This is a genomic window from Bradyrhizobium centrolobii (genome assembly GCF_001641635.1).
GTDB classification, from domain to species: domain Bacteria; phylum Pseudomonadota; class Alphaproteobacteria; order Rhizobiales; family Xanthobacteraceae; genus Bradyrhizobium; species Bradyrhizobium centrolobii.
In genome coordinates this window covers 1-19,775 of record NZ_LUUB01000017.1, presented here as the reverse complement: position 1 = coordinate 19,775, position 19,775 = coordinate 1, and the positions used below count along the sequence as shown (strand labels likewise).

Here is a 19,775-nt window from a genome sequence, read left to right as displayed (position 1 = left end):
GTCAGTCCTTCTCTTCCTCGACCGCGGGGGCTGCGAACGAACGCAGCAGCAGCACGGGGATCAAGAGCATGAAGACGATGACCTCCTTGTAGTTGCTCGCATAGAAGGACGAGAACGCCTCGACGAGGCCGACCACGAGGGCTGCGGCCGCGGTGAGAGGATAGCTGACGAGGCCGCCGATGATCGCGGCGACGAAGCCTTTCAGGCCGATCAGGAAGCCGCTGTCGTAGTAGAGGGTTGTAATGGGAACGATAAGTATGCCCGAGAGCGCGCCGATGACGGACGCCAGCAGGAACGCGATCTGCCCCGACAGCGTCGTGCGGATGCCGGCAAGGCGCGCACCGAGCCGGTTGACGGCGGTCGCGCGCAGCGCCTTGCCGTAGAGCGTCAGGCCGAAGAACAGCCACAGGCCGACGATGAAGGCGATGGTGATGCCGTAGACCGTGATGCTTTGTCCGGTGAAGCGCAGCGAGCCTGCGGTGAACGCGGTCGACAGCACGGCGGGTCCGCGCTGGCCTTCGGCACCGAAGAACAAGAGACCCAATCCCTGAAGCGCCAGATGGACGCCGACCGAGGCGATCAGCAGCACCAGCACGGAGGTGTGGGCGAGCGGCTGGAACACGATGCGATAGAGCGACAGGCCGATCAGCGCGACGATCACCAGCGACAGCGCCATAGAGACCGCGACCGGCGGCTTCTGGCCGGCGAAATACAGGGTGACCGCCAGCACGATCCCCGGCAGCACGATGTTGGTGAGAAAGCTCCGCGCAATCAGCCGCCCATGCAGCGCCTTGCGCGCCGCGACGAGGTCGAACGCGAAGGCGACGATGCCCATGGCGAGCGCGAGCTTGGCCGTGCCCGGCATCTGGCCGGAGGCCAGCGAGGCATAGGTCAGCGCGCCATAGGTGACGAATTCGCCCTGCGGGATCAGGATGACACGGGTGACGGCGAACACCAGCACCAGCGCCAATCCGAGCAGCGCATAGATCGCGCCATTGGTGATGCCGTCCTGCACCAGGAACAGCAGGATGGTGGTGTTCAAGACCGGACGCTCCCCCTAAAGATCCGGACCCGGCCCCCCGATTGCGGTGGACGGTCCGCTCACAGCCATTGAAAAACGCTGACGATATTTGATATGATCCATAACAATTATCAAATATAATCTCAAGGGCGGCGGGCGATCCGTCCCGAATTTAGCGGGATTTCGAGCACGAGGCGATGACCGTTTCCAAAACCGCTGAAAAATCAGCTGAAAAAACTGCGGAGGCGACGAAGGCCCGCAAGGACGCGCCTGAGGCGCCCCCCGAGACCCTCCAGCTCGGCGAGCTCTCCGAACAGCTCGGCTACGTGCTGAAGCGCGCCCAGCTCAAGGTGTTCGAGAACTTCCTGCGCTGCGTCGCCTCGCTCCAGCTCACGCCGGCGCAATTCTCGGTGCTGCTGCTGGTCGAGAAGAATCCGGGGCGCAATCAGACCGAGATCGCCTCCACCCTCGGCATCCTCCGCCCGAATTTCGTGGCCATGCTGGACAATCTCGAGAGCCGCGACCTGTGCTCGCGGATCCGCTCCACCAACGATCGCCGCTCGCACATCCTGGTGCTGACCGACAAGGGCAAGGCGGTGCTGGCCCGCGCCAAGAAGCTCGTCGCCACCAAGCACGAGGCACGGCTGAACGACCTGCTCGGGACCACCAACCGCGAGGCCCTGATCGCGATGCTCTCGAAGATCGCCAAGGAGTTTTAAGCGATCTCGTCATTCGGGCCCATGGCCGGCCCGATGACAGGCTCGGCATCGAACCCGGGATCTCGCGGCGTATTGCACGCTCAATCCTAAATTGAGGTCGTCATGCCCGGGCAAAAGCGCGAAGCGCGTCTTCGCGCAGATGTCCCGGGCATCCGCGTTTCTCCGAAAGCTCCGCGTGCGACGGGATAGGCGCCTGGGATGGCCGGGACATAGGCGAGCGGAAGCGACGCCGTCCTTCGGACGGCTATGCCCGGCCATGACGGCGAAGCTGACACCGAATGATGCACCGCATATATAAAATGATGCTTGAAACATCATTTTGCATGCCCTAACCTTGCTAAATTAGTCGCTGTAACTGCCACGGACATTCCGCCCCGTGATCACCGCCGCGCAGCTTCGGGCCGCCCGGGCCTTGCTGGGGATTGACCAGCGGGAGCTGGCGCAGCGCTGCTCGCTGTCGCTGCCGACGATCCAGCGCATGGAGGCGTCTGAAGGCGTGATCCGCGGCAATGTCGATTCCCTGATGAAACTGGTCGACGCGCTGTCGGTTGCCGGCATCGAGTTGATCGCCGAGGGGGCGGCGTCGAGCGCCGGGGGCCGCGGTGTGCGGCTGAAGTCTCCACCCCCGAGCGTAGGCGGCCTATAGCGATGACGCGCGCGCAAATCATGATCGAGGAGCGGCCATGATCGCGGTCGCGCTATGGTCGGTGGCGGCTCTGCTGGCGCTGGTGCCTGCGGGAATCGTGCTGTCGACACGCCCGCGCGGCTCGATCATCCTTTACGGCGGATGTCTGATCGCCACATCGACGCTATGTGTCACGGCGCTGTCCGATCTGCTCTATTTCCCTCATCTGGCGCCGAGTGCGACACTGCCGATCGGCCTGCCCTGGCTTGGTGCCCATTTCCGGCTCGATGCGCTGTCCGCCTTCTTCCTCGTCGTCGTCAATCTCGGCGGCGCCGCTGCGAGCCTGTTCGCGCTCGGCTACGGCCAGCACGAGGACTCCCCCGGCCGCGTGCTGCCGTTCTATCCGGCCTATCTCGCGGGGATGAACGTCGTCGTGCTGGCAAACGATGCCTTCAGCTTCCTGGTCGCCTGGGAATTCATGTCGCTCACCTCCTGGGCGCTGGTGGTGTCGCATCACCGGGAGGCCGAGAATGTCCGCGCCGGCTATGTCTACCTTCTGATGGCAAGTTTCGGCACGCTGGCGCTGCTGCTCGCCTTCGGCCTGCTCGCGAGCGGCGCCGGTTACGATTTCGATGCGATCCGAGCCTCGCATCCTTCCGCTGCGCTGACCGGCATGGTGGTGATCCTCGTGCTGCTGGGCGCCGGCTCCAAGGCCGGCCTCGTGCCGCTGCACGCCTGGCTGCCGCTCGCCCATCCCGCCGCACCCAGCCACGTCTCCGGCCTCATGAGCGGCGTCATGACCAAGGTCGCCGTCTACGGCTTCGTGCGCATCGTCTTTGATCTTCTGCCCGAACCGGTGTGGTGGTGGAGCATGGTGGTGCTGCTGGTCGGCGGTCCAACGGCGACGCTCGGCGTGCTCTATGCGCTGATGCAGCGCGACATCAAGCGGGTGCTCGCTTATTCAACGATTGAGAATATCGGCATCATCTTCACCGGCCTCGGGCTGGCGCTGGCTTTCAAGGCGGAAGGGCTCGACTGGGTGGCGGCGCTCGCTTTCACCGCAGCGATGCTGCACGTCTTCAATCATGCGCTGTTCAAGAGTCTGTTGTTCTTCGGCGCCGGCGCGGTGCTGGCAGCAACCGGCGAGCGTGACATGGAGAAGCTCGGCGGGCTGATCCATCGCATGCCGAAGACGGCATTTGCGGTGCTGGTCGGCTGCGTCGCGATCTCGGCGCTGCCGCCGTTCAACGGCTTCGTTTCGGAATGGCTGACCTTCCAGGCCATCCTGCTCTCACCGCAACTGCCCTCCTGGGGCCTTAAGCTGATCATTCCGGCGGTCGGCGGTTTGCTGGCGCTCGCGGCCGCCTTTGCCGCGGCCTGCTTCGTCAAGCTTTATGGCATCAGCTTCCTCGGCCGGCCGCGTTCGGATGTCGCGGCATCAGCGCGCGAGACCGACCGCTTCTCGCTGACCGCGATGCTCGTGCTTGCCGCCTTCTGCCTTGTTGCCGGCATCCTGCCCGCTCTGTTCATCGATGCGCTGGCGCCGGTGAGCAAGGACATGGTCGGCAACATTATGCCGCATCAGGTCGGATTGCAGTGGCTCACCATCGTGCCGATCGCGGAAAGCCGCAGCTCCTATAACGGCCTTCTGGTGTTCCTGTTCGCGGCACTCTGCGGCACGGCGGCGGCGTCAGCCATTCACCGTCTCGCCTCCGACCGCTTACGCCGCGCGCCGGCCTGGGATTGCGGCTATCCCGATCCGAACCTGGCGATCCAGTACTCGGCCTCCAGCTTCTCGCAGCCGATCCGCCGCGTGTTCGGCAGCGTCATCTTTGCCGCGCGCGAGATCGGCGAGATGCCGCCGCCGTCCTCGCCGCTTCCTGCGCGGCTCCGGGTCGAACTGCACGATCTGATCTGGGATGCGCTGTACGCGCCGATTGCGAAGGCCATCGGCTTTGCGACGGACCGCATCAATATCTTGCAGTTCCTCACCATCCGCCGCTACCTGACGCTGGTCTTCGTGGCGCTGATCGTGCTGCTGCTGGTGGTGGCACTATGAACGCGCTGCGCGACATCCTCTCCCAGGGCGCCCAGATGTCGCTGGTGCTGGGGCTCGCGCCGCTGCTGACGGGTTTCGTGCGGAAGGTGAAGGCCCGGCTGCTGCGCCGGCGCGGGCCGCCGCTGCTCCAGCCCTATCGCGACCTCATTCGTCTGATGCGCAAGGACGTCGTGCTCGCGGACAACGCATCCTGGCTGTTCCGCGTCATTCCCTATCTGATCTTCGCGGGCACCTGGGTCGCCGCCTCGCTGGTGCCGACTTTCGGCAACGGTCTGTTGTTCTCCGGGACCGCCGATCTCATCGCCATCATTGCGCTGCTCGGCAGCGCCCGTTTCTTCCAGGCGCTCGCCGGCATGGATGTCGGCACCGCCTTCGGCGGCATCGGCTCCAGCCGCGAGGTCATGATCGCCTCCCTCGCCGAGCCCGCGATGCTGATCACGGTGTTCTCAGTTGCGATGATCGCCGGCTCGACGCAGCTGCCCAACGTGGCCGAGTTCATGGGCTCGGACGCGGTCGGTCTCCGTGTGTCGCTGGGCATGGCGTTCGTGGCACTGACCATCGTGGCGCTGGCGGAGAATGCCCGTATCCCCGTCGATAACCCTGCCACCCATCTCGAGCTCACCATGGTGCACGAGGCCATGGTGCTGGAATATTCGGGGCGGCATCTCGCGCTTATCGATCTGTCGTCGCAGCTCAAGCTCCTGCTCTATGTCTCGCTGATCGCCTGCGTGTTCCTGCCATGGGGCACGGCGACTGCTGACGCGAGCGTTGCGAGGCTCGTCTTCGGCGCGCTGCTCTATCTGGGCAAGCTGACGGTGCTTGGCTTCCTGCTCGCGGTGTTCGAGACGTCGATCGCCAAGATGCGCGTATTCCGGATTCCGGAGTTCTTGGGCGCGGCGCTGATGCTGGCATTGCTTGCCACCCTGTTGCGCTTCGTGTCGGGGAGCCTCTAAGAGATGAGCAGCCTGCAATTCGACATCGCCCATCTGCTTGCCGGCTCCCTCGTGCTGGCGAGCTTCATGATGCTCTACCAGGACCGGCTCTATGCGCTGCTCAATGTCTATGCGGTGCATGCCGGCGTGCTGGCGCTGTCGGTGGCCTGGCAGGCCTATGTGCAGCAAGCGCCGCATCTCTATGTCACGGCGCTGATCGCGCTGGTCTTCAAGGCCGTCATCATCCCGGTGGCGCTGCACAGGATCATCAAGCGGCTCGGCATACACCGCGAGATCGAGAGCGTGATCGGCATCGGGCTGACCATGATGGCCGGCATCGGCCTCGTCGCGCTGTCGATGGTGGTGATGCTGCGGGTGACGCCGGGCGCGGATGCGCTCGCGCGCGAGGATCTTGCCTTCGCGCTGTCGGTGGTGCTGCTGGGGCTCCTGATCATGGTTACGCGGCGCAACGCCGTGAGCCAGGTCGTCGGCTTCATGTCGCTGGAGAACGGTCTGGTGCTGGCGGCAACCGGCGCCAAGGGCATGCCGCTGGTGGTCGAGATCAGCGTCGCCTTCTCGGTGCTGATCGCCTTCATCGTGATCGGCATCTTCCTGTTCCGCATCCGCGAGCGTTTTGACAGCGTGGACGTGCAGGCACTTGATCGTTTTCGCGGAGAGCGGCGATGAGCATCGACGCCCTCAGCGCCATCCTCCTGATCCCGGCCGTCTCGGCGGCGCTGCTGGCCATTTTTCCCGGCTACCGGCTGACGGCGAAGCTGAACGTGGTAGCAGCGCTCGCGACCTTCCTTACCTCGCTCTCGCTTTTCGTGGTCGAACCGGTGTCAGGGCAGTATCTGCTGGTGGACGACCTCAACAAGGTCTTCATCGTGTTGACCACCTTCGTCAGCTTCACCACATCGGTGTTCAGCGCGAGCTATATTCAGCACGAAATCGAGATCGGGCGCCTGGCGCCGGCATTCCTGCGCTTCTATCACGCGATGTATCAGACGCTGATGTTCGCGATGAACCTCGCGCTCGTCGCCAACAATATCGGTCTGATGTGGGTCGCGGTCGAAGTGGCGACGCTGACGACCGTGCTGATGGTCGGCATCTACCGCACCCACGAGGCGCTGGAAGCGGCCTGGAAATATTTCATCCTCGGCAGCGTCGGCATTGCGCTCGCGCTGTTCGGAACCATCCTGGTCTATATGGCGGCGCGCCCCGTGGTGGGCGAGGGGCTGGACGGCATGGTGTGGACGGTGCTGGTGAAGCACGCCGCAGAGTTCGACCCGGCGTTGCTCAACGTCGCCTTCGTCTTCCTCCTGCTCGGCTACGGCACCAAGGTCGGCCTCGCACCGCTGCACGCCTGGCTGCCGGATGCGCATGCCGAGGGCCCGACGCCGATCTCGGCGGTGTTGTCCGGCCTGTTGCTCAATGTCGCGCTCTATGCGCTCCTGCGCTTCAAGATGATGCTCGCGGTCAACTCCGCGGCGATCGCGCCGGGTCCGCTGATGGTGACCATGGGCTTGATCTCGGTGATCTTCGCCGCGCTGATGCTGTACCGGCGCCGCGACATCAAGCGCATGTTCGCCTATTCCTCGATCGAGCATATGGGCATCATCGTCTTCGCTTTCGGCATGGGCGGGCCGCTTGCGAATTTCGCCGGGCTTCTGCACATGACCATGCACTCGCTGACCAAGTCGGCGATCTTCTTTGCGGTCGGCCACATCGCGCAGGTCAAGGGCACGCAAAAGATCGCCGATATTGGCGGGCTCACGGCGACCAACCCGGTGCTCGGCTGGGGCCTGATGCTCGGCGTCGTCGCCATCGTCGGCCTGCCGCCGCTCGGCATCTTCATGAGCGAGTTCCTGGTGGTGAGCTCGACCTTCGCCCGCGCGCCCTGGCTGACGGTGATCCTGGTGCTCGGCATCATCATCGCGCTCGGCGGGCTTTTCTTGCGGATCGGCGCGGTGATGTTCGGCGAGCCCAAAGGCAAGACCGCGCCCGCGGAAGCCTCCTACGTGCCGATGTTCACGCACCTCGGATTGGTGCTGATGGCCGGCATCTATCTGCCGCCAGTGCTGGTCACCGGCTTCCAGAACGTCGCGAAGCTGCTGGGGTAGGCGATGGGCATCCTCGACAGCATCCCCCATGTCAGTGCGGTGCTGTCGCACCGGCCCTGGCCGCGCGCGGTCGTGACGGAGGCGGGCTGGCGGGCGGCGATCGATCGACTGGTCGAGGGAGGCCTCACACTGCTCGGCTTCTGGGGCGAGCCGGCCGCGGTGCATATGGCGATGCTCGATGCAGGCTCGGCCGAGATCGCGGTCGTCACCTACGAGTGTACGGCCGGCGCATTTCCAAGCGTCGCCCGCCGTCATCCGCCGGCGCTTCGGCTGGAGCGGACCATCCATGATCTGTTCGGGCTTGTTCCAACTGTCGCTGACGATCTGCGGCCCTGGCTCGATCACTATGTCTGGGGCAAATCCTATCCGCTCTCCGGCCGCAACGCATCGCGCGACGTGCGGCCATACCAGTTCCTGCCGGCAGAGGGCGAGGCGTTGCACCAGGTGGCGGTCGGCCCCGTCCATGCCGGGATCATCGAGCCCGGCCATTTCCGCTTCACCGCCAATGGCGAGCATGTGGTGCGGCTGGAGCAATGGCTTGGGTATACGCACAAGGGCATCGAATCCCTGATGCAAGGCGCGAGTCTCGAGGCCGCGGCAAAGCTCGCCAACCGCACCTCCGGCGACAGTGCGGTGGCCTACGCCTTCGCCTTTGCCCGCGCGGCGGAAGCAGCGCTCGACATCGAGGTGCCGCGGCGCGCGACGTACTTACGGGCGCTGATGGCGGAATTGGAGCGGCTCGCCAATCATTTCGGCGACATCGGCGCGATCTGCAACGATGCGTCGTTCGCGCTGATGCACGCCCAGACGGGCATTTTGCGCGAGCGGGCCTTGCGCGCTGCGGATGCTGCGTTCGGCCATCGCCTGATGATGGACGTCGTCGTACCCGGCGGCGTGGCACGCGACATCGCGCCGGACGGTATCACGGCGCTGCGAACGCTGCTTGCGGAAATCGAGAAGGTATTCCCGCGCCTGATCGAGCTTTACGACAACACCGCATCGTTGCAGGACCGCACCGTCACCACGGGCATCGTGAAAGCGGACTATGCGCGGCAGTTCGGCGCCGGCGGCTATGTCGGCCGCGCCTCGGGCCGCGATTTCGATGCCCGACGCACGCTTGCTTACGCGCCCTACGATCAATTGTCGTTCGAGGTGCCGGTGCTGGAAGCCGGCGATGTCAACGCACGGGTCTGGCTCCGCATCCGCGAGGTCGAGCAGAGCGTCACGCTGATCGCGCAGATCCTCGACCTGATGGAGCCGGGCGAGATCAGGAATGCACCGCCGGCGGGGCGCGGCGCATGCGAAGGCCTGGCGCTGACGGAAGCGTTCCGCGGCGACGTGCTGGCCTGGCTGAGGCTCGATGACGAAGGCTGCGTACAACGCTGTCATCTGCGCGATGCCTCGTGGTTCCAGTGGCCGCTGCTGGAGACCGCGATCGAGGGCAACATCATCGCCGACTTCCCGCTCTGCAATAAGTCGTTCAACTGTTCCTATTCGGGCGCGGACCTCTAAGCCATGCGCAAGACCCTGCTCGAAAGCCTCACCCATGGTTCGCTGACGGAGCCCGCGCCGGCGCCGGACGATTCGGCGCTGGCGGAGCTTGCGACGAAGGTCGACCGCGCCGCCCAGGCCAGGCTTGGGCGTTCTCTTGCCATTCGCCAGGTCGATGCCGGGTCCTGCAACGGCTGCGAGCTGGAGATCCACGCTCTGTCCAACGCCTTCTACGACATCGAACGTTTCGGCCTTCGCTTCGTCGCCTCGCCGCGCCATGCCGACGTGCTGCTGGTCACGGGTCCCGTGACGAAGAACATGCGGCAGGCGCTGGAGCGCACGTACAACGCCACGCCAGATCCGAAATGGGTAGTCGCCGTCGGCGGCTGCGCCGCCGATGGCGGCATCTTCAAGGGCAGCTACGCCTGCGTCGGCGGCGTCTCCGAGGTCGTGCCGGTGGACCTGCATATCAAGGGCTGCCCGCCGACTCCGACGGACCTGTTGAAGGGCCTTCTCGCGCTGCTCGAGCATGTCAGCGGAAAAGGGTGAGGTGCGTCCACGCACGAGATTGTTGGAGCTGATCGCCACATACTCTCTGTCATCGCCCGCCTTGTGCGCAATTGCGCACTGGGCGGGCGATCCAGTATCCCGGAGGCGGTGAAGGGATACGGAGAGGCTGCGGCGTACTGGATTCCCCGCCTTCGCGGGGAATGACAGCTCCATCGGGGTTAGGCCCGCCCGGCCATGACGGTGGAGAGGCGGGGACCTCAATCCACCAGGATCACACGGATGTCGTTCACGTTGGTCAGCGTCGGACCCGGCAGCAAAAGATCGCCGGTTGCCTCAAAGAAGGCGGAGGCATCGTTGTTGTCGAGATAGGCCTGCGGATCGAGTCCCTGCGCCTTCATCTTCGCGAATGTTGTCGCATCGATCACCGCGCCGGCCGGGTCGGTGGCATTGCCGGCGCCGCCGTCGGCGCCGTCGGTGTCGCCGGCGAGCGCGGCGATATCGGGCGTGTCTTTCAGGATGCCCGCGAGCGCCAGCGCGTATTCCTGGTTCGGGCCGCCGCGACCATTGCCGCGCACGGTCACTGTGAGCTCGCCGCCGGAGAGGATCGCGACACGCTTGCCGGCCGCGCGGGCCTGCAGCGCGAGTCTTGCGTGATCGGCCGAGACCTCGCGTGCCTCGCCTTCGAGATCGGCGCCGAGATCGATCGTCTCGTAGCCGGCGTCCTTCGCGAGCTTCACCGCGGCGTCGAGCGATTGCTTCGGGCGCGCGATCAGCTCGAAATGTGCGCGCGCGAAAGCGGCGTCACCCGGCTTGCAGCTTTCGTTGCTGTCATCCTCGAGCGCGCGGCGCACGGCGTCGTCGATCGCGAGTCCGTACTTCGCCACGATGGCGCGCGCATCCGCAAGCGCGGTCGGATCGGGCACCGTGGGGCCGGAGGCGATCGCGGAGGGCTCGTCATGCGGCACGTCGGAGATCGCGAGCGTCACGATCTCGGCGGCGTTCCGGCCGGCGCGCGCGAGCCGTCCGCCCTTGATCCGCGACAGATGCTTGCGCACGGTGTTGACCTCGCCGATCGGCGCCCCCGAGCGCAACAGCGCCTTGTTGACCGCCTGCTTCTGCGCGAAGCTGATCCCCTCCACCGGCGCGATCCAGTTCGCCGAGCCGCCGCCGGTGAGCAGCACCAGAAGAAGATCGTCGGGGCCCGCCTGCGCCGCGAGTGCCAGCGTATCGGCCGCGCCCTTCAGGCCGGCCTCGTCAGGTACGGGATGGCCGGCCTCGACCACACGAATGCGGCGCGTCGGCACGCCGTAGCCGTGGCGGGTGGTGGCGATGCCGACCAGCCGCTCCGGCGCCAACCCAAGCGTGTCGAGATAATGCCGCTCCGCGGCGGCGGCCATGGCGCCCGCACCCTTGCCGGCGGCGAGGCAGATCACGCGCCCCCTGGGGACGGGCCGCAGATGCGGCGCCAGCACCACATCGGGATGGGCGGCGGCAACGGCAGCGTCATAGAGCGCGCGGAGAAGGGGACGTCGGTCGGTCATTGGCAAGGCCTTCGGCGGACTGGAGTGATCGGCGAGTGCGCGATGCCGCTCACCACCCACCTGCCTAGCGCATCATGCGGGAAAGCGTAAGCAGGCTTTGCGATCATTCGATTGTGCAATCGCGTGATGATAATCCGCAAGCGACTGAAAGCCCCTGCGGATATCCGCAGAGGGCTTCCAGCCTTGGTCTTTCAGACCGCTAGCGTTGCTGCATCATGAGCACCCACCCTCATCCCGAGGAGCCCGCGACAAGCGGGCGTCTCGAAGGATGGCCGCGGGCGAGAGCCGGGCCTTCATGGTTCGCCCGGCGACGCAAAGCATCGTCCGAAGACGCGCGTTCCGCGCGCCTCACCATGAGGGTCTTGTGACGCAGAAAGTCTAGCCGCCGACGTCGGCGCTGATCACGTCACCGAACAGCTCCCACCGCTCGCCCTTGAACTTCTCGAGCCGGAGCTGGCTGATCGGCGCGAAGTCGGTCGCAGACGTGTTGATCTGGATGCCGGGCAGCAGCGCCTCCGTGCGGAAGTCCTTCAGGCTTGCCGCCTGCTTCATGACGTTCTCGCGCGTGAGATTGTCACCGCACTGCTTCAGCGCCTGGACGAGCGTCTGCGCCACGGCGTAGCCGACGATCGTGCCCTTATCGAGCTTGTCGCCCTCGGGGAAGTACTTGGTCATGAACGCCAGGAAGTCCTTCATGCCGGGATCGCTGGCCCATTCGGGATCCGAGACGTCCTTCAGATAGTCGGCGGAGATGATGTCCTGACCGTTCTCGAAGCCGGCGGGCTTCATCACGCTGCCGACGGAGGCCGAGACGTTGTTGAGGAAGTGCAGCGGCTTCCAGCCGATCTCCGCCACCTTCTTGATCGCTTGGGCTGCGAATTTCGGCGTCGTGATGTTCATGAAGACGTCGGCGCCGGTCGACTTCAGCTTCACGATATGGTTGTCGATGGTCGGCTCGGAGGTCTCGTAGCTCTCCTCCGCGACGATCATCGAGGACGCCTTGGAGCCGAGGCCATCCTTGAGACCCTTCAGATAGTCCTTGCCGTAATCATCGTTCTGGTAGAGCACGGCGATCCTGGCGTCCGGCTTGTTCTTGAGCAGCCACTTCGCATAGATCTGCGTCTCGCTCTGATAGTTGGGCTGCCAGCCCATCGTCCAGGGGAAGTTCTGCGGATCGTTCCACTTGGTGGCGCCGGTCGCGACGAAGAGCTGCGGCACCTTCTTGGAGTTCATGTATTTATGGATCGCCGAGTTCGGCGGCGTGCCGAGCGAATTGAAGATGAACAGCACCTCGTCGCTCTCGACCAGCTTGCGAGCCTGCTCCACCGTCTTCGGCGGCGAATAGGCATCGTCGTAGCTGATGTAGTTGATCTTGCGGCCGTTGATGCCGCCTTCCTCGTTGACCTTCTTGAAATAGGCGGCTTCGGTCCGGCCGATGATGCCGTAGGCGGAAGCCGGTCCGCTGTAGGGCATGATGTTGCCGATCTTGATCTCGGTATCGGTCGCGCCGGTATCGTATTTCTTCTGCGCGAGCGCGGCACTGGTCGAGGTCGCGAAGACTGCGAGCGCGATGGAGGCGGCCGCAAGTTTGCCGGTGACAGCAGGCATTCCAATCTCCCTATTATTCTTGATGTGTGTGCGTCATTTTCTTTTGAGCTTGTTGGCGACGCGGCGGCGATTGAATACGATTTGCGTTGCAGCATCAAGAAAAAGCCCCTGCGAGGAGGTCGCAGGGGCTGCTTCTTTAGTAGTCAGTGGCTGGCCGGATTGCTCCTTAGCCGCTGACGTCACCACTGAGGACGTCGCCGAACAGCTCCCAGCTTTCGCCCTTGAAGCGCATGAGCTGCAACTGGGAAAGCGGAGCAAAGTCGGTGGCGCTGGTATTGGCCTTGACGCCCGGCAGCAGGCCGCCGGGTTCGAAATCTTTGATGTTAGCTGCCTGCTTCATGACGTTGACGCGCGTGAGGTCGTCGCCGCATGCCTTCAATACGTGCACGAGGCCTTGGGCCACGATGTAGCCGTACATCACCGCCGAATCCGTGCGGTTGGCTTCGGGATAGTACTTGTCGAGGAACGCATTCCAGGCCTTCATCGCCGGATCGTCCTTCCATTGTGGATCGGTTGGATCCTTGTAGTAGTTCGAGGAGATGATGCCTTGCGAGGCCTCGAAGCCGGCCGGCTTCATGACGCTGCCGATAGACACCGAAACGTTGTTAAGGAAGTGCATTGGTTTCCAGCCGATCTCGTTCATCTTCTTGATCGTCTGGGCGGCGAATTTCGGTGTGGTGACGTTGAAGAATACGTCGGCATCTGTCGACTTGAGCTTAACGATGTTGGAGTCGATGGTCGGCTGCGTCACCTCGTAGCTTTCCTCGGCAACGATCATGGACGTTGCCTTGGCACCTAAGCCATCCTTCAGTCCCTTGACATAGTCTTTGCCGTAGTCGTCATTCTGATAGAGGATTGCGATCTTGGCGTTCGGCCTTTCTTTCAGAATGTATTTTGCATAGATGCGGGATTCAGTCTGGTAGTTCGGCTGCCAACCCATGGTCCACGGGAAATTCTTGGGATCATCCCACTTGGTGGCGCCGGTGGCGACAAAGAGCTGGGGCACCTTCTTCGAGTTCATGTATTTCTGGATCGCCGAGTTCGGCGGCGTGCCGAGCGATTGGAAGATCAAGAGCACCTCGTCGCTCTCGACGAGCTTGCGCGCCTGCTCGACCGTCTTCGGCGGCGAGTAGGCGTCGTCATAGCTGATGAAGGTGATCTTGCGGCCGTTGATGCCGCCTTCGGCATTGATCTTGCGGAAGTAGGCTTCTTCGGTCTTGCCGATCACGCCGTAAGCGGACGCGGGACCGCTATAGGGCATGATGTTGCCGATCTTGATCTCGGTATCGGTCGCGCCGGTGTCGTACTTCTTCTGGGCAAATGCCGCCGTGGACAGCGTCACGGCCAGCACGAGGGCAGCCGAAAAGACTCCCCTCCGCATGTGGATGGAATGCATGTTGATCCTCCCTTGGATCCGGTTGAATGTGTCGCTGTTTGCTGATCGGAAGCTCTTTGTCGGCTTCGCGCACATTCAATGCTCTTCCCGGATCGCCAGCAAGCGACGGCCCCGTGAGAAGGTGATACCCAGAACCCGCCTTTAGTCGAATGGGGGTGAGCGAAGTCGAAGGCGTTGCGACGCCCTTGTCAGGCGTGTCGAAGTCACGGGTGACGGCAATGCCGCCGCAGCGGGCTCAGTCCTTGCCTTGCAGCAAGCCTTTCAGGCAGCGATGAATTCTCTGCCGCGCCTGGAGATTGGCGCGGCTGAAGGCGGGATCAGTGCAAGTTGACGTCATCGCTCGCGTCGATTTCTGATTGCGAGACCCGCAGGATCCTGGTTACTGAGCTCGCTGGAAATGACGTCGCCGAAGAGCTCCCACCCCTTGCCCTTGAACCGCATCATCTGGAGCTGCTCGATCGGGGCGAAATTGTCCGGCGCAGTGTTGATCTTGATGCCGGGCAGAAGCGTATCGGGTTCGAAATCCTTCAGGCTCGCTGCCTGCTTCATGATGTTCTCGCGCGTCAGCTCGTCGCCGCACATCTGAAGCACCTTCACCATGGTCTGCGCCGCGGCGTAGCCGAACACGACGCCCGCATCGAGCTTGTTCGCCTTCGGATCATATTGCGCGAGGAAGTTATAGAACTTCTTCATGCCGTCATCGGCGTTCCACTGCGGATCGGAGCCGTCCTTGGTGTAGGTCGCAGACAGGATGCCCTGTGATATCTCGAGGCCCGCCGGCTCGAGCACGCCGCCGACCGACGCCGAGACGTTGGAGATGATGTGCATCGGGCGCCAGTTGATCTCGGCCGCTTTCTTGATCGCCTGTGCCGCGAATTTCGGCGTGCTGATGCTGATGAAGACGTCGGCGCCAGCGGCCTTCAACTTGACGACATGCTCGTCGATCGCCGGCTCCGAAGTGTCGTAACCTTCCTCCAGCACGATCATCGACGCCTTGGGTCCGAGGCCCTCCTTCAGTCCCTTCAGATAGTCCTTGCCGAAATCGTCGTTCTGGTAGAGCACGCCGATCTTGGCGTCCGGCTTCTCCTTCATGATGTACTTGGCATAGATGTGTGCCTCGCTCGCGTAGCTCGGCTGCCAACCCATGGTCCAGGGGTATTGCTTGGGATCGTTCCATTTCGAAGCGCCGCTCGCCACGAACAATTGCGGCACCTTCTTCTCGTTCATGTATTTGCGGATGGCGCTGTTGGTGGAGGTGCCGAGCGAGCCGAAGATCAGCAGCACTTCGTCGCCCTCGACCAGCTTGCGCGCCTGCTCCACCGTCTTCGGCGGCGAATAGGCGTCGTCGTAGGAGATGAATTTGATCTTGCGGCCGTTGATACCGCCCTCGGCATTGACCTTGTTGAAATAGGCCTGCTCGGTCTTGCCGATCACGCCATAGGCCGACGCGGGACCGCTATAGGGCATGATGTTGCCGATCTTGATCTCGGTGTCGGAGGCGCCACTGTCGTATTTCTTTTGCGCCAGTGCCGGGCCGCACATTGCAGTGCACAACGCGACTACGGCCGAAAGGGCCGCAATCTGAAGATGAACGGCAGTCATTGCTCTCCTACCCCGGTTGGATCGGGCTGCATTGAACAAGATTGACGCCCGACGTCAACAAAAAGCCCTCGCGATGGCTCGCGGGGGTTTTCGAAGGCCGGTCTCCGCCGTCAGCGTGTCATTCGGAGGCGACGTCGCCGCTGATGATCTCGCCGAAGAGTTCCCATTTCTCGCCCTTGAACCGCTGCATCTGGAGCTGGGAAATCGGCGCGAAGTCGGTCGCGCTGGTGTTGATCTTGACGCCGGGCAGCAGGGTGTCCGGTGCAAAATCCTTCAACGAAGCTGCCTGCTTCATGAGGTTGGCGCGGGTGAGATCGTCACCGCACATTTCCAGGACCTTGGCCAGCGTCTGCGCTGCACCATAGCCATAGACCATGGCGGTGTCGGTCTTGTCGGCGCCCGGCATGTACTTGTCGACGAACTCGTTCCACTTCTTCATGCCGGAATCGTTGGTCCACTGAGGATCCGTGGAGTCCTTGGCGTAGGCTGCCGATAGCACGCCCTGCCCGTTCTCGAAGCCGGCCGGCTTCATCACGCTGCCGACCGAGATCGACACGTTGGTGAGGATCTGGAGCGGCTTCCAGCCGAGCTCGGCGGTCTTCTTGATGGTCTGGGCAGCGAACTTCGGCGTCGCATAGATCAGAAGCACGTCGGGATTGGCGGCCTTGATCTTGACGATATGACCGTCGATCGACGGCTCGGACACCTCATAGCTCTCTTCCATCATGATCATGGACGAGGCCTTGGCACCGAGTCCGTCCTTGGTGCCCTTGAGGTAGTCTTTGCCGAAATCGTCGTTCTGATAGAGGATCGCGATCTTGGCGTCCGGCTTCTCCTTCATCAGCCATTTCGCGTAGATCTGCGCCTCGCTCTGGTACGAAGGCTGCCAGCCCATGGTCCAGGGGAAGTTCTTCGGGTCGTTCCACTTGGTGGCACCGGTCGCGACGAACAGCTGCGGGATCTTCTTCGCGTTCAGGTATTTCTGGATCGCGGTGTTCGAGGGCGTGCCGAGCGGATTGTACACGGTCAGCACCTCGTCGCTCTCGACGAGCTTGCGGACCTGCTCGACGGCCTTCGGCGGCGAATAGGCGTCGTCATAGGTGACGAAATTGACCTTGCGGCCGTTGATGCCGCCCTTGTCGTTGATCATCTTGAAATAGGCTTCTTCGGTCTTGCCGATGATGCCATAGGCCGATGCCGGACCGCTGTACGGCATGATGTTGCCGATCTTGATCTCGGTGTCCGAAGCGCCGGTGTCGTATTTCTTTTGGGCGAGTGCTGCGCCAGAGGCAAAAGTGATGACCGCCGTTGCCGTGACCAGCGCGGCGGTTCGCAGTGTTCTTCCAAGAACCAATTTGGTCTCCTTCATTGAGATGATTTCAGTTTTTTCTGAGCTTGCCGGCGAGTTGCTGGCCCACGATCGCAATCTGCCTTGCGCCGTGCGGCACGAGGTAGATCACGAGGAACAAGAGCACGCCGAACACGGCGCCGGAGAGGCCTTTGGAGATGCCCTCCGCGATGTTCGGCACGAAGATGATGAAGGCGGCACCCACGATCGAGCCGGGCAGCCAGCCGACGCCGCCGACGACCATGCCGAGGAACAGCGAGATCGCGAGCGTGATGGTGTAGCTGTCGGGCGCGACGAACTGCACCGCGATGGCGCCGAGCGAGCCGGCGATGCCGGTGATGGCGGCCGATACACCGAAGGCCAGCGTCTTGTACAGCGCGACGTCGACGCCCATTGCGGAGGCTGCGATCTCGTTGTCGCGGATCGCCATGAAGGCGCGGCCCGAGCGGGAGCGCAAGAGGTTCACCGAGAAAATGTAGATCGCGATCGTGACGACGAGCGTGAAGTAGTAGAGCCACATGTCCTGCGAGATCGGCAGGCCGAACGGCGCGTCCGGTTTGGTGACGACGAGGCCCTGCACGCCGCCGGTCCAGTGCTCGAGGAAGTTGAGCTTAAGCAGCTGCGGCATGGCGGTAGCAAGCGCGAAGGTCGCAAGCGCGAGATAGACGCCGGAGAGCCGCAGCGCCGGCTGGCCGAACAGGAAGCCGAAGGCGAAGCAGACCACGCCGGCGATCGGCAGCGTCAGCGCGTAGTTGACGTTGAAGTGCTCCATCAGCACCGCGGTGGTGTAGGCCCCGACGGCGTAGAACGCGCTCTGGCCCAGCGAGAACTGGCCCGAGCCGCCGGTGAGGATGTTCAGCGCCAGCACCGCGAGCCCGTAGATCAGGAGCATCGTCATCTGGAAGATGATGAAGTTCTTGACGAAGACGGGTGCGACGAGCAGCACCGCGAGCACCGCCAGCGAGGTGCCGGTGCCCAGCGTCATGGCTCGCTTCGGAACGGCCTCGACCGCCTGGTGGCCTTCTGCAACGACTTCTTCTGCAGCGCTCATGATCAAACTCGCTTGACGATGTGCCGGCCGAACAGACCAGCGGGTTTGACGACCAGGACGGAGATGATCAGCGCGAGCGCGATCGGGAGTTTCAGCTCATTGCCGACGCCGGGGATGTAGGTGCCGGCGAGGTTCTCGAAGATGCCGACGAGGAAGCCGCCGACCACGGCGCCGAACGGGCTCGACAATCCGCCGAGCACCGCGGCGGCGAAGCCGTAGATCAGGACGCCGCCCATCATGTTGGGCTCGAGGAACACGACGGGCGCGATCAGCATGCCGGCGATCGAGCCGATCGCCGCCGCCATGCCCCAGCCGAGCGCGATCATCCAGCTGGTGTTGATGCCGACGAGACGGGCCGATTCAGGCAGCGAGGCCGCGGCCCGCATCGCAAGACCGATGCGCGTGTACTGGAAGAAGAAGTAGAGCCCGACCAGCAGCAGCAGGGTGACGCCGATCATGCCGGCCTGGTGGGTCGAGATCAGCTGGCTGCCGAGGAACGGCGCCGAGCCGAACGGGGTCGGATACTGCTTGATGGTGAAGTCCCAGATCAGGCCGGCCGAGGAGTTGATGATCGCGAACAGGGCGATGAAGCCGGCGACGTTGGTCAGCACCGGCGCCTTGGCGAGCGGCTTGAACAGGATGCGCTCGATCGCGATGCCGCCGACGAAGGAGAGCGCCAGCGTGATGACGAAGGCGGCCCAGTACGGCACGCCCCATTGCATCAGCTGCCAGGAGATGAAGGTCGAGAACATCGCCATCTCGCCTTGCGCGAAGTTGAGATGGTCGATCGCCTGGTAGATCATCACCACGGCGAGCGCCATGCAGGCGTAGATCGCGCCGGTGGCAATCCCGGCCAGCACCTGGTTGGTGAATAGCTCCATCGTGCCGCTCCTCAGTAACCCAGGTAGGATTTGCGGATTTCTTCGTTGTTCGCGATGTCCTTGGCATTTCCCGACATCACGATGCGGCCGGTCTCGATCACATAGGCCTGGTCGGCGAGCTCGAGCGCGAGCTGCGCGTTCTGCTCGACCACCAGGATCGACACCTTGTCCTCGCGGTTGATCTTGCCGAGGATCCTGAACAGGTCGCGCACGACCAGCGGCGCGAGCCCGAAGGAAGGTTCGTCCAGGAGCATCAGCCGCGGCCGCAGCATCAGCGCGCGCGCGACTGCCAGCATCTGCTGTTCGCCGCCGGACAGCGTGCCGGCCTGCTGGGTGTGGCGCTGCTTCAGCACCGGGAAATGCGCGTACATGCGCTCGATGTCCGAGACGATGCCGGTATTGTCCTTGCGGGTGATGGCCCCCAACTGGAGGTTTTCCTCCACCGTCATGTTGGTGAAGGTGCCGCGCCCCTGCGGGACGTGGGCGATGCCGAATCGCACGATGCTTTCCGTCGAGCGGTTGTTCAGCGGCTTGCCGTCGAACTCGATCGCACCGGTGGAGCGCACCATGTTGCAGATCGCGCGCAGCGTCGTGGTCTTGCCGGCACCGTTGGCCCCGAGCAGCGTCGTCAGCGAGCCCTCGTTGAGCGAGAAGGACAGGCCGTGGAGCGCCTGGACCTGGCCGTAATAGGCGCGCAGGTCCTTGACGTTAAGCAGCGTCGTCATTGGTCCTTGCTCCCGAGATAGGCCTTGATGACGTCGGGATCCGCCTGCACCTGGGCAGGCGTGCCTTCCGCGAGCTTCTTGCCGAAGTTCAAGGCGACGACGTGATCGGCGATCGACATCACGAGGCCCATGTGGTGCTCGAC

The 19,775-nt window shown here is 63.6% G+C and carries 18 protein-coding genes; 8 read left to right on the top strand and 10 right to left on the bottom strand.

Annotated features, from left to right (window positions below; translation table 11 throughout):
- Position 1 precedes the first annotated feature (1 nt).
- Positions 2-1,042, bottom strand: coding sequence for a branched-chain amino acid ABC transporter permease (locus tag AYJ54_RS01950; protein WP_063696191.1), 1,041 nt, complete (start codon positions 1,040-1,042; stop codon positions 2-4).
- Positions 1,043-1,218: 176 nt separating this feature from the next.
- Here AYJ54_RS01950 and AYJ54_RS01945 point away from each other — a divergent pair, with 176 nt between their 5' ends.
- The 8 genes from AYJ54_RS01945 (at position 1,219) to AYJ54_RS01910 (ending at position 9,519) form a co-directional block, all read left to right on the top strand.
- Entirely contained in the window at positions 1,219-1,740 is a 522-nt protein-coding gene (locus tag AYJ54_RS01945) for a MarR family winged helix-turn-helix transcriptional regulator (RefSeq protein WP_063696190.1), read from the top strand.
- A 376-nt stretch (positions 1,741-2,116) separates the two neighbouring features.
- Positions 2,117-2,386: a helix-turn-helix domain-containing protein gene (locus AYJ54_RS01940; protein ID WP_063696189.1), complete on the top strand. Its 270-nt coding sequence runs from the start codon at positions 2,117-2,119 to the stop codon at positions 2,384-2,386.
- A 37-nt stretch (positions 2,387-2,423) separates the two neighbouring features.
- Positions 2,424-4,424, top strand: coding sequence for a hydrogenase 4 subunit B (gene hyfB, locus AYJ54_RS01935; protein WP_063696188.1), 2,001 nt, complete (start codon positions 2,424-2,426; stop codon positions 4,422-4,424).
- Positions 4,421-5,377, top strand: a complete 957-nt coding sequence (locus tag AYJ54_RS01930; protein WP_063696187.1) for a respiratory chain complex I subunit 1 family protein — start codon at positions 4,421-4,423, stop codon at positions 5,375-5,377. The genes hyfB and AYJ54_RS01930 overlap by 4 nt, the downstream gene beginning before the upstream one ends.
- Positions 5,378-5,380: 3 nt before the next feature.
- Positions 5,381-6,043: a hypothetical protein gene (locus AYJ54_RS01925; RefSeq protein WP_063696186.1), complete on the top strand. Its 663-nt coding sequence runs from the start codon at positions 5,381-5,383 to the stop codon at positions 6,041-6,043.
- The gene (locus tag AYJ54_RS01920; RefSeq protein ID WP_063696185.1) at positions 6,040-7,479 is read left to right on the top strand and encodes a hydrogenase 4 subunit F; all 1,440 of its coding nucleotides are present in this window, start codon (positions 6,040-6,042) and stop codon (positions 7,477-7,479) included. Before AYJ54_RS01925 ends, AYJ54_RS01920 begins: the two co-directional genes overlap by 4 nt.
- A 3-nt stretch (positions 7,480-7,482) precedes the next feature.
- Positions 7,483-8,991 (top strand): hydrogenase large subunit, encoded by a 1,509-nt coding sequence (locus tag AYJ54_RS01915; RefSeq protein WP_063696184.1) that lies wholly within the window; start codon positions 7,483-7,485, stop codon positions 8,989-8,991.
- Positions 8,992-8,994: 3 nt separating this feature from the next.
- Entirely contained in the window at positions 8,995-9,519 is a 525-nt protein-coding gene (locus AYJ54_RS01910; protein WP_063696183.1) for an NADH-quinone oxidoreductase subunit B family protein, read from the top strand.
- A gap of 218 nt (positions 9,520-9,737) precedes the next feature.
- Here the strand turns inward: AYJ54_RS01910 and AYJ54_RS01905 are convergent, their stop codons facing one another.
- From AYJ54_RS01905 to AYJ54_RS01865, 9 genes are all read right to left on the bottom strand, one after another.
- Positions 9,738-11,021, bottom strand: coding sequence for a glycerate kinase type-2 family protein (locus AYJ54_RS01905; RefSeq protein WP_063696182.1), 1,284 nt, complete (start codon positions 11,019-11,021; stop codon positions 9,738-9,740).
- Between the two features lie 378 nt (positions 11,022-11,399).
- Positions 11,400-12,629: an ABC transporter substrate-binding protein gene (locus AYJ54_RS01900; protein ID WP_063696181.1), complete on the bottom strand. Its 1,230-nt coding sequence runs from the start codon at positions 12,627-12,629 to the stop codon at positions 11,400-11,402.
- Positions 12,630-12,795: 166 nt separating this feature from the next.
- Positions 12,796-14,025, bottom strand: coding sequence for an ABC transporter substrate-binding protein (locus AYJ54_RS01895; protein ID WP_063696210.1), 1,230 nt, complete (start codon positions 14,023-14,025; stop codon positions 12,796-12,798).
- Between the two features lie 333 nt (positions 14,026-14,358).
- Positions 14,359-15,627, bottom strand: a complete 1,269-nt coding sequence (locus AYJ54_RS01890) for an ABC transporter substrate-binding protein (RefSeq protein WP_063696180.1) — start codon at positions 15,625-15,627, stop codon at positions 14,359-14,361.
- A gap of 118 nt (positions 15,628-15,745) precedes the next feature.
- Positions 15,746-16,981: an ABC transporter substrate-binding protein gene (locus AYJ54_RS01885; RefSeq protein WP_201724110.1), complete on the bottom strand. Its 1,236-nt coding sequence runs from the start codon at positions 16,979-16,981 to the stop codon at positions 15,746-15,748.
- Positions 16,982-17,006: 25 nt separating this feature from the next.
- On the bottom strand, positions 17,007-18,026 hold the full coding sequence (locus AYJ54_RS01880; protein ID WP_063696178.1) for a branched-chain amino acid ABC transporter permease: 1,020 nt from the start codon (positions 18,024-18,026) through the stop codon (positions 17,007-17,009).
- A 2-nt stretch (positions 18,027-18,028) separates the two neighbouring features.
- On the bottom strand, positions 18,029-18,907 hold the full coding sequence (locus tag AYJ54_RS01875; protein WP_063696177.1) for a branched-chain amino acid ABC transporter permease: 879 nt from the start codon (positions 18,905-18,907) through the stop codon (positions 18,029-18,031).
- An 11-nt stretch (positions 18,908-18,918) separates the two neighbouring features.
- Positions 18,919-19,632: an ABC transporter ATP-binding protein gene (locus AYJ54_RS01870; RefSeq protein ID WP_063696176.1), complete on the bottom strand. Its 714-nt coding sequence runs from the start codon at positions 19,630-19,632 to the stop codon at positions 18,919-18,921.
- The coding region (locus tag AYJ54_RS01865) for an ABC transporter ATP-binding protein C-terminal domain-containing protein (RefSeq protein ID WP_488226328.1) at positions 19,629-19,775 on the bottom strand (147 nt) is incomplete at its 5' end. The genes AYJ54_RS01870 and AYJ54_RS01865, both read right to left, overlap by 4 nt.

Coding starts and splice junctions, on each gene's coding strand:
- AYJ54_RS01945 (WP_063696190.1), top strand. CDS start 1,219: ATGACCGTTTCCAAAACCGCTGAAAAATCAGCTGAAAAAACTGCGGAG.
- hyfB (WP_063696188.1), top strand. CDS start 2,424: ATGATCGCGGTCGCGCTATGGTCGGTGGCGGCTCTGCTGGCGCTGGTG.
- AYJ54_RS01930 (WP_063696187.1), top strand. CDS start 4,421: ATGAACGCGCTGCGCGACATCCTCTCCCAGGGCGCCCAGATGTCGCTG.
- AYJ54_RS01925 (WP_063696186.1), top strand. CDS start 5,381: ATGAGCAGCCTGCAATTCGACATCGCCCATCTGCTTGCCGGCTCCCTC.
- AYJ54_RS01920 (WP_063696185.1), top strand. CDS start 6,040: ATGAGCATCGACGCCCTCAGCGCCATCCTCCTGATCCCGGCCGTCTCG.
- AYJ54_RS01915 (WP_063696184.1), top strand. CDS start 7,483: ATGGGCATCCTCGACAGCATCCCCCATGTCAGTGCGGTGCTGTCGCAC.
- AYJ54_RS01910 (WP_063696183.1), top strand. CDS start 8,995: ATGCGCAAGACCCTGCTCGAAAGCCTCACCCATGGTTCGCTGACGGAG.
- AYJ54_RS01905 (WP_063696182.1), bottom strand. CDS start 11,021: ATGACCGACCGACGTCCCCTTCTCCGCGCGCTCTATGACGCTGCCGTT.
- AYJ54_RS01900 (WP_063696181.1), bottom strand. CDS start 12,629: ATGCCTGCTGTCACCGGCAAACTTGCGGCCGCCTCCATCGCGCTCGCA.
- AYJ54_RS01895 (WP_063696210.1), bottom strand. CDS start 14,025: ATGCATTCCATCCACATGCGGAGGGGAGTCTTTTCGGCTGCCCTCGTG.
- AYJ54_RS01890 (WP_063696180.1), bottom strand. CDS start 15,627: ATGACTGCCGTTCATCTTCAGATTGCGGCCCTTTCGGCCGTAGTCGCG.
- AYJ54_RS01880 (WP_063696178.1), bottom strand. CDS start 18,026: ATGAGCGCTGCAGAAGAAGTCGTTGCAGAAGGCCACCAGGCGGTCGAG.
- AYJ54_RS01875 (WP_063696177.1), bottom strand. CDS start 18,907: ATGGAGCTATTCACCAACCAGGTGCTGGCCGGGATTGCCACCGGCGCG.
- AYJ54_RS01870 (WP_063696176.1), bottom strand. CDS start 19,632: ATGACGACGCTGCTTAACGTCAAGGACCTGCGCGCCTATTACGGCCAG.